Source organism: Sulfurimonas sp., from assembly GCF_041563035.1.
In the GTDB taxonomy this organism is placed as follows: Bacteria; Campylobacterota; Campylobacteria; order Campylobacterales; family Sulfurimonadaceae; genus Sulfurimonas.
Genome location: NZ_JBFFNS010000015.1, coordinates 60,581 through 69,311 on the forward strand (window position 1 = coordinate 60,581; position 8,731 = coordinate 69,311).

7 protein-coding genes are annotated in these 8,731 nt (G+C 34.1%); all 7 read right to left on the reverse strand.

The window, feature by feature from the left end; genetic code table 11:
- Positions 1–16: 16 nt before the first annotated feature.
- The 7 genes from ABZC13_RS10285 to ABZC13_RS10315 all read right to left on the reverse strand — a co-directional run bounded on the left by ABZC13_RS10285 (position 17) and on the right by ABZC13_RS10315 (position 8,712).
- Positions 17–2,734 carry a RecB-like helicase gene (locus ABZC13_RS10285; RefSeq protein WP_373003129.1) on the reverse strand — a complete coding sequence of 906 codons (2,718 nt, stop codon included), beginning with the start codon at positions 2,732–2,734 and terminating at the stop codon, positions 17–19.
- Positions 2,727–3,908 (reverse strand): hypothetical protein, encoded by a 1,182-nt coding sequence (locus ABZC13_RS10290; protein WP_373003132.1) that lies wholly within the window; start codon positions 3,906–3,908, stop codon positions 2,727–2,729. Before ABZC13_RS10290 ends, ABZC13_RS10285 begins: the two co-directional genes overlap by 8 nt.
- 1 nt (position 3,909) lies before the next feature.
- The gene (locus ABZC13_RS10295) at positions 3,910–6,261 is read right to left on the reverse strand and encodes a PD-(D/E)XK nuclease family protein (RefSeq protein ID WP_373003135.1); all 2,352 of its coding nucleotides are present in this window, start codon (positions 6,259–6,261) and stop codon (positions 3,910–3,912) included.
- Positions 6,262–6,276: 15 nt separating this feature from the next.
- Positions 6,277–6,801 (reverse strand): FixH family protein, encoded by a 525-nt coding sequence (locus tag ABZC13_RS10300; protein WP_373003138.1) that lies wholly within the window; start codon positions 6,799–6,801, stop codon positions 6,277–6,279.
- Positions 6,770–7,459 (reverse strand): 3-dehydroquinate dehydratase, encoded by a 690-nt coding sequence (locus tag ABZC13_RS10305; protein WP_373003141.1) that lies wholly within the window; start codon positions 7,457–7,459, stop codon positions 6,770–6,772. Before ABZC13_RS10305 ends, ABZC13_RS10300 begins: the two co-directional genes overlap by 32 nt.
- Before the next feature lie 109 nt (positions 7,460–7,568).
- Entirely contained in the window at positions 7,569–7,778 is a 210-nt protein-coding gene (locus ABZC13_RS10310; RefSeq protein WP_373003143.1) for a DUF4006 family protein, read from the reverse strand.
- A 10-nt stretch (positions 7,779–7,788) separates the two neighbouring features.
- The gene (locus ABZC13_RS10315; protein WP_373003145.1) at positions 7,789–8,712 is read right to left on the reverse strand and encodes a c-type cytochrome; all 924 of its coding nucleotides are present in this window, start codon (positions 8,710–8,712) and stop codon (positions 7,789–7,791) included.
- Between the last annotated feature and the right edge of the window lie 19 nt (positions 8,713–8,731).

Genomic DNA, 8,731 nt, shown 5'->3' on the forward strand with positions numbered 1-8,731 from the left:
ACAACCTCTCTAACATCTAAACTTTTGTCACCATTACAGAGTCTTCAAGTAAATAAGCTATATAGCCTTTTACTGCATCTCCGGTTATCTCTTTGATGGCTTTTACGTAGTAGTTTACTTGTTGTACATGCTTATCAGAATAACTCATAGAACTCTTATAATCAATCACAACCCATGAGCCGTCATCTTGTTTTACAAGTAAATCTATATAGCGTAGATTATCTTTATATCTCAGAGCTTTTTCTTTGTAACACTCTCCAGATGCTAAAAATATAAATTCTTCGCTTTCTATCAAGCTTACAACTCTTGACTCAATATCTGATATCTCAGACTCTTCCAAAGAGTAGCCATACTTGTTTATCATCATATCTTTGGCGTTACCAACTGCTTCTAGAGTAAAACTTCCTAGCATCTCTAGCATATAGTGAAGTGCCAAACCAAAGTTTATGGCTTTTAAATCTTCATCATTGTTCTCTTCTAGTTTTAGGATATCGCTCTGCGTTCCGTAGTATAAATCTTTGTAGTTCAATTCTTTAGAAGGTAACACTGCTTTTGTCTGTGCATTTGTGTTTTTGCAGATAAGCTCTCCGCTGCTTTTTGGTTCAAGATTCAACATATCAAAGGTTGAATCTTTTGATTTGACTATGACAAACAGATTTTCCCTAGCTCTAGTGAAAGCAACATACAGAGCGTTTAGCGAATCTTCTTTTGCCAAATACTTCTCTTTTGCAAGTGCCTCTTCATACTCAGCATCTATAGCATCTCTGCCTTTAATACGGAGATAAACATCTTCTAGTTTTATACCGTCATATTCATAGATGATTGCATCTCTTGCAGGCGGAGCTTTTTTGAGTCTGTCCATAACTATTACATGCTCATACTCCAGACCTTTTGACTTGTGAATCGTCAGAACCCTAACACCGTTAAGGTCAGATGCAGCACCACTTGCATCCAGTCTTTCATACTCAAAGAGTAATGCTTCAATATCTTCGTACTTTCCTACGACATCCAAAAAGCGTATAAGATGGAAGTCATCACTAAAGAGTCTATACTCAGCTATTACATTTTTTATAACTCTTAGTAGCTTTGTCTTAGTAAAATTAATACTTGGGATATCTCTTACTTCTTGATTAATAAGAGCAAAAAAGTTGTGTTTGTATATCTCTTCTCCAAAATATAGATACTTCAAGTATTCCAAAACAGCCTTAACACTCTTTTGGTTTATAAGTTTTGTAGTCGTCTCTGTTACAACTTCTATATTTTCCTCTTGTAGCATCTGCTTAATAACTTCGCCATCACCGTTTGTTGCACAGAGGATTGCCACTTCATTGATATCTGCACCGAGCTGTAGCAGTCTTTTTACCTGTTTGATACTCTCTTCTAGTATCTCTTCACTACTGATGACTTCAACATACCCAGCATCTGCATCTGCTCTCACGATTTGAGGAGCATAGTTATTGATCTTGTCTATAAAAGTTCTGTTGACAAACTCTATGACCTCTCTTTGAGAGCGATAGTTTGTAAGAAGTGCTTCTACTTCAGTATTACATTCCTCTTTTACAGCTCCAAACAGAGCACTCACTCCACCTCTAAACCTATAAATAGACTGCTTAACATCTCCAACGAAGAAGAAACTCCCATCTTCACTAACACCGCTTCCTGAAAGTATCTCATCTATAAGAGGTTTTAGTATCTCATACTGCAAGATGCTCGTATCTTGAAACTCATCTAAAAGTATATGCTCTATTGCAGAGTCAAGCCTGAAGTATAAAAACTCACTGTCTATTCGCTCTTTTAAGATGTGGTAAACCAAGACTGTAACATCATTAAAACTTAGTTCGCTGTCTTCGGTGTAGAGTGCTTTTTTTGCTTTTTGGTAGATGCCGGTAAGCTCGCTTAGAGCATAAAAGAAGTTTTGCTCTTTTGCTCGGTTTTGGTTTTTCACTGCATCTTGGATTCTAGTAAGTAGCGCGTTCATATCTGGAGTAAAGCACTTTGAAAAAGTTCTATAGTCTAAACTCTCTCTTCCTATCCAACTCTTGAGAGCAAGTTCTTCAAAGTCATCAGCTTCTACAGCCTTTTTAACAGTTGCAGATGCACCCTCGCATCTATCTATGATATCTCGTAGATAACCTAGATTCTCCATAGCCTCTTGCTCAAAATGTAGAAACTCTTGTTTTTCAAACTTTAGATGCGAGAGTTCCTGATGTTTTATGTAAAACTCATCAAGTAGAGTAAAGATATCTCCAAGTCGCTTGTTTGATTGAAGTGAAAGAGTGATAAGAGTATTTTTCTTACCAGCTACACTCACCTCTTTTAAAAAGCGTGAAAGAAGTTTCAACTCATGCTGAGAACTCATAGTAGTAAAGTCTGGCATCAAAGAAGCGTAAAGAGAGAATTTGCGTAAAATCTGAGCGAAAAACTTATCAATAGTCATGATTTTAGAGTTTGAGTTTAAAAACTCATCTAAGATTCTCTTTCTCTCATGTAGTAAAAACTCTCGAGAAAAGCCTGTGACTTTAACTATCTCATCAAGCTCACCGCGATGCTCCAACTCTTCTAAAGTCAGAACTATTCTCTCTTGCATTTCAAAGGCTGCTTTGTTTGTAAAGGTAAGAGCCAAGATTTTGTTAGGTGTTGCACCTTTAAACAAAAGAGATAGATAACGCACAACAAGCATAAAGGTCTTACCACTTCCTGCACTTGCTTCGTAAGCTAGGTTGTTTTTAAACATCATCAACCTCTACTGTTGGAAATATTTTTTTATTATCGAAGTTTATTTGATTTATCAATTCTTCTAAACTTAATTTTTTAAGAGAAAAGTCTAAACAGCTTTTTATATCAATTATTGCACTTGCTACTATTTTTTTTCCTTTATTTAATATATTTATTCTTATATTAATAAACTCATCTTTTCTAAATTCATCAAATTCCAAGGCCAAGGCAATATTAACAAATACTTGTGAAGCATGAAGAATTGATTCCTTAACATCATTGTTATTTTTGATAAATAAATTTAATTCAAATGTCATATTATCTTCAATAAATGAGTCAAACTTGAAACCTACAATTTCTAAATTATGAACAATATGTAATAACCTTGCTTCGCTTCTTTGCTTTATATCACGAGTAATATCATCTTTAACATCTAATATATCTTTCATATAATTAAGATTAATTAGTACTTCTGCCAATCGTAATGAGCCATAAGTATTTTTTATCCAAATAGTTACTTCTTTCAACTCATCATGTGTTACAGTCTGAATCTTATCTCTTTTAGAGCCATACTTGACTTCAATAGTATCACTAGAAATTTTAAAATCTTTATGTGAAGCAATGTTTCTCCACTGATTTATATATATGCCAAAAATAGGGTCTTTAACTAATAATTCAAAATTTACTATTTTATTATCATTAACTAAATCACCGAAAGACTTTTTATCTATATTTTCAAATATATTGTTTGTTTGATATTTATAAAACTTATAAAACAATTTGTATCTTGCTTTAAAACAACTTTCTATTATCTCATCTATACTACGAAAATAATATGTAGCAAAATCTTTTTTAGTAAAACCATCTGTATTTATTGAGATAAAGTAAGTTAAATATTTATCATCAGTATTAGAAACATTATTGAAATTTGATGATAACACTTTAAATGATTCTTCTCTATTTCTAGATATGGCGCTATCAAAAACTCCATGTATATTATTAAACATTGTTACGTAATCTTTATTTGAGCATAAACTAGAAAAATTCAGTAATTCAGTTTGTAATAATTCTTTATTTGATTTATAAAGTTCTTCATTAGAAAAATATTTCAAAAAAACATCTCTAGTTAATGTACTCCAATCATCTACACTATGATGTTCATTATAATTAATTTCATTAAAAATATTTTTCATTTTATTCTCTACCACAAATAATCTTATACTCACAAAAGAGACAGTTCTTCACTTCTTCACATTTTTCAAAATTTACATCTTCTATCATCAACAAGTCTTTTATGTTTGACTGTAGTACTTCTAGTTTCTCTTCTAAGAAAGCCTCAGGAACTATTTTTGAGTCTTTGAGGTCGTAGTATCCACAGGCACTTACTTTTCCTAACGTAGACGCTAGAAGATAGTAGAACTCCAACTGGAAGTCTGTTGCATCTTGGAAGGTCTTGGCAGTATAGAGAGGATATGAGCCTGTTTTGTAGTCAAGTACAAATATCTCGCCATCTTTTGCATCTACTCTGTCTATTACACCACTAAGCTTCATACCAGCGAAATCACAGCTCAGACTTTTCTCGCACTCTTTTACCTGCCAACCATCAGAGAACCTCTCTATCTCTTTTTCACAAAATATATCCAGTCTTCTTTTTTGCATATCTATAAGGTATTTGTCTAGTTCACTGCCACCACAGACATCATCAAGTTCATTATTGAGATCTCTTTTTAAGTCATCTAAACTGCTGTAAGAACTTCTTTTACTGTAAAGCTCTTTTAGCGCTTCATGAACAGCTGTTCCTACTTCCCATTCTTGCGGCATATCTTTTGGTATCTCATGGGAGTTTATGTGCTCTATATATTTATGATAATACTTTCTCTTACATGTCAAAAATGTTTTTAGTTTTGTAGCAGATAGTTTTACATCTTTGAAACTGTACTCCATTGCTATCTTTTTTTCTTCTTTTATAGCAGGTGCAGACTTATCAAAAAGCACCCCGGCATAGTCCAGCTCTTCATGCTCATTTTTAGCCTTTATGCCCAAGTGCTTTAAAAACCTCGAAGCACTGCTCTGTGTGGATTCTACAAAAGAGATTGCCGCTTCTTTAGATGAGTTTATCAGCATCTCATAGTAGTGCTTTTGTAGGTTCTCTCTATCGCTCATAGTCGGTAGATTTGCCATCTCTCTTATGTTTGTATTTAAAAACATGTCTTTGTCACTTCGTCTTGGAACATTAGAGTCACTAAAGTCCACAATCACTACCGCATCAAAGTCTATAGCACGAGTCTCAAGCACTCCCATAACAGTTACCTTACCACCTCTAACATCATCAATAGTCGTAGATGCAAGACGTTGAAGAAAGAGAGATATAAGAGATTTCACACTCATCTCTTTCATACTAAGCAGTATATTTTTTAAAGCATAGACTTGTTCGTTAAATATTTTTTTTTCTACTTTTGAAACTTCACTGTTCTCTAAAAAACTACGGAGAAACTCTATGATGTCTACTTCTTCCACTTTCTTGTAGTAAATGCTGTATAGAGTCTTGTATATCTCATCACCTACTCTCTCCAGTCTTGCACTGTTTTCTTGCGAGAGTTGTTCTATAGCTTTACAAGAAGAGTTCAGTTTTTCATATATCTTTGTTTTTGAGTATGGCTCACCCATCGCAAAGTTGAAGTTAGACTTATTATCAAAGGTCTTAAGAAGTGTTGCAAACTTTTCATCAGGAAGTATTACAGCTATTCTCTCAGGCTTATATCCACTTTGGATATAGTCATAGACTTTCTTCTTCACGAACGCCACCTGAAGTATAGTCTCACTAAATGACTCACAACTTATATTTGTGTTTTTGTCTCTACTCTCTTTTTCTAAGACTTCTTTAGTGTTTAGAGAGATTTTATACCTATAGCCTGCTTCGAGTTCAAAGCCTAATAGCTCTGCAAACTTACTCTGCATCTTAGTATTGAATTTAGAAGTGTCAAATATAATGTTAACACTGCAAAACTCACTACACTTTTGTAAAAGTTCAAGCTCAAAGTTTGTCAGATGTCCTACAGCATACAGTTCAATATCTTTATGTGAAGATGCATACTCTTCATTGAACGTATAAAGTTTTGGTAAAAATATCTTATCAAGAATTTTTCTCTCACTACAAAGAGTCTCATACCTTCTGTATAACTCTTGAAGGATAGTTATATGTTCTTCATACTCAGCGTAAATATCTGAAGTATCTAGATTGTTTATGTCATACAATTCAGCACTTAACTCTTCAAAAAATTTAAATATATATGATGAGTTTTTAGTAAAAGTGAAAAAGTTTCTCTGGATTTGTAAAGATGAAAATGAATTAAAATCAGAAGCTTCAAGAAGAAGCAGAACTCTACTGTCTTCATCAGTCATTTTAAAATCTTTAACTATACAGAGTTTAGAGATAAACTCACTCATAGTTATATGATTTGGTAAAAATAGAGTTGAGTGCTCTATTTTAAATTGCTCGTGCCTGATAGCACGAGCTGATGGAAGTATTATTGTTTTATCGTTCATAGGCGCTATTATAGCCTAATATTCAAAAGCCTCTTTTGCTCTAGTGTCAGCTTTTACGTTGTAGTATCTTTGAACATCTCCAACACTAATTTTTGCCATAATATCCCATCTACCTTCAACAGGTAGTTTTATAGAAGGAAATGTATAAACACCATTTTCATAACTTGATGATTTCAAAGTTTGGTCATGCTTATGGTTATTTGGTCTTGTAACTACAACTTCTATCTTAGCGTTATCTACAGCCTCTGAGTTTAAATCACTAACCTTGTACTTTATAACACTACTGTCTAAGTTTAGACCATCGGTTACATATGCAATTTTATATTTTTTATCAAACGCTATACGTGCATTGATAAGTTCATTAGCCTTTGCATCTGCTTCGTGATAACCCATCATATAAGTATCACTCTTCTCAACAGGTAGAGTGCTAGTCACTATTACTGTAGCCACACAAGCTCCAAAAACTAATAATATCGATGTGCCAATTGCGTATGGCCAAATTTTTCCGTTACTCTTGCTCAAGTCTCTGCCTTCTTGCATATAATCTTCTTTTTGTATAAAGAAATATACCGTAAACAATGAAACCGTAGAACAACACTTTAACAACAAGTATACTGGTTTGATTAGCACTTCCAACAGCATTTTCTAAAACTACTTCTTTAGAGTCTGCTATCTGTTCTGCTATATCTGCATAACCGTTAAACATAGATGCAGAGTACTTACCTAATACTTCACCTTTTTTTGCTTTACCTGCAAGAAGAGGTAAGATAGTTCCACCACTTGTCATGTCGCTAAAATCAAAATTTAACAGTGCTATAACAAATGCTTGAACAGGTGATGAGATAGGACTTAATACCTGTTCCTTATCAAAATACTCATATAAAGAAGCTGGATAAGCAAGTATATCTACTTTAGCATCCATTTCTGAAAATGTAAGAAGTATAGTCGGTGAAGAAAATTCCTTCATTAACTCTTGTTCATACTGAACTATATTACTGCCATGAGGTAGCTCTTTAAGCATAACTAATCTTAAAGATATTCCAGTCTTTTCATAAAGTTCTGAACCAAGTTTATTAACCTCTGCATTAAATGCCGGATTAAATATTACTTCATCTTTATATAAATATTCTGCACTGAGTGATGTTTGAAAAAAAATTGTGAGGATGAGGGCATAAAGCCCTCTACTTAGAAATTTCAAAAAATTTCCCTAACCTATGTATAGGTGATTTGGTGTTAAAACTGCGTAAGCTGTGTAAGCGGCCATTAATACTAGACCCCATGAAATTAATTTATCCATAATTACTCCCTTACTTCACATCAACAATATGGTCAGCACTATTAGAACCGAACATCTTGATTGACTTTTCATCTTTAACATCATAAAAATTAGTTGCACTAGCATTTTGAACACTAATACCCCAAACTGTAAGACCAGCTAGGATAGTTAGTAGTAATACTGTTGCAATCAACATACCAGTTATACCGTCAAGAGCAAATACGCTTCTATTTTCGTTCATACCTGACTCCTTATTTACTTAAGCTAGTGATGTATGCACCAACAGCTTCTTTTTGCTTAGCATTAAGTCTATCAAATGCTGGCATTTTACCGATAACACCTTTTTTACCATGGTTAAGAACATTAGTAACAAGTGCTGGACTAAATGTTGCAACACTAGGTGCTACATACTCCATACCTTTACCATCTTCACCGTGACAAGCTGCACAAGTTCCAACAAATACGTCAGCGCCAGCACCAGTCATACCATTTGCAACATAAGCAGAAACTGCATCGATTTCAGCATCAGTAATTAAAGCACCAGTGTTAGCATTGAAAAGACCATTACGATCTGGCATTGGCATTTCAGAGCCTAGTAAATGGTTGTTTGAACCATTTTCTACAGCGAATTTAACAACGTTAGCTTCAATTCTTTGGTTAAGATTTGCAGCTTTTCCATCAATACCATCAGCCTTAAGACCGTGACAGATTTTACACTCTGCAATAAATACCGACTCACCCATTTCAACTAATCTGTCACCAGTAATAGAACCATACTGTGTTTCAAATTTAGCATTATGTGCTGCCGTGTCTTCATTGTACTCACCGATTTGTGAATATGAATTTACTGGATAACCCATTGTAAAATACCACATACCCCAAATCATAAGTAAAAAGAACATAATTGCCCAACCCATAGGCAACTCATTTAAGTACTCACCAATACCATCCCACTGCTCATCAGCAAGTTGACCATCAGCAGTATCAGTTTGCATTTGACGAACATACTTGATAACTACAAATACTGTAATTATTACAAGTGCAACCGCTCCTGCAACTGCAAGCATATTGACGATATCACCATTTAGACCACCCTCAGAACCAGCTATAGACAAGTAAGTCAATAGTAGCATTAGAGCAGTAAAGATAATTCCCCCAAGATAAAGCTTATTCATATATCTCTCCTATTTCTCT

Excerpts from the sequence above, each read along its gene's own strand:
- ABZC13_RS10285 (WP_373003129.1), bottom strand. The coding sequence starts at position 2,734 with ATGTTTAAAAACAACCTAGCTTACGAAGCAAGTGCAGGAAGTGGTAAG.
- ABZC13_RS10310 (WP_373003143.1), bottom strand. The coding sequence starts at position 7,778 with ATGAACGAAAATAGAAGCGTATTTGCTCTTGACGGTATAACTGGTATG.
- ABZC13_RS10315 (WP_373003145.1), bottom strand. The coding sequence starts at position 8,712 with ATGAATAAGCTTTATCTTGGGGGAATTATCTTTACTGCTCTAATGCTA.
- ABZC13_RS10290 (WP_373003132.1), bottom strand. The coding sequence starts at position 3,908 with ATGAAAAATATTTTTAATGAAATTAATTATAATGAACATCATAGTGTA.
- ABZC13_RS10300 (WP_373003138.1), bottom strand. The coding sequence starts at position 6,801 with ATGCAAGAAGGCAGAGACTTGAGCAAGAGTAACGGAAAAATTTGGCCA.
- ABZC13_RS10295 (WP_373003135.1), bottom strand. The coding sequence starts at position 6,261 with ATGAACGATAAAACAATAATACTTCCATCAGCTCGTGCTATCAGGCAC.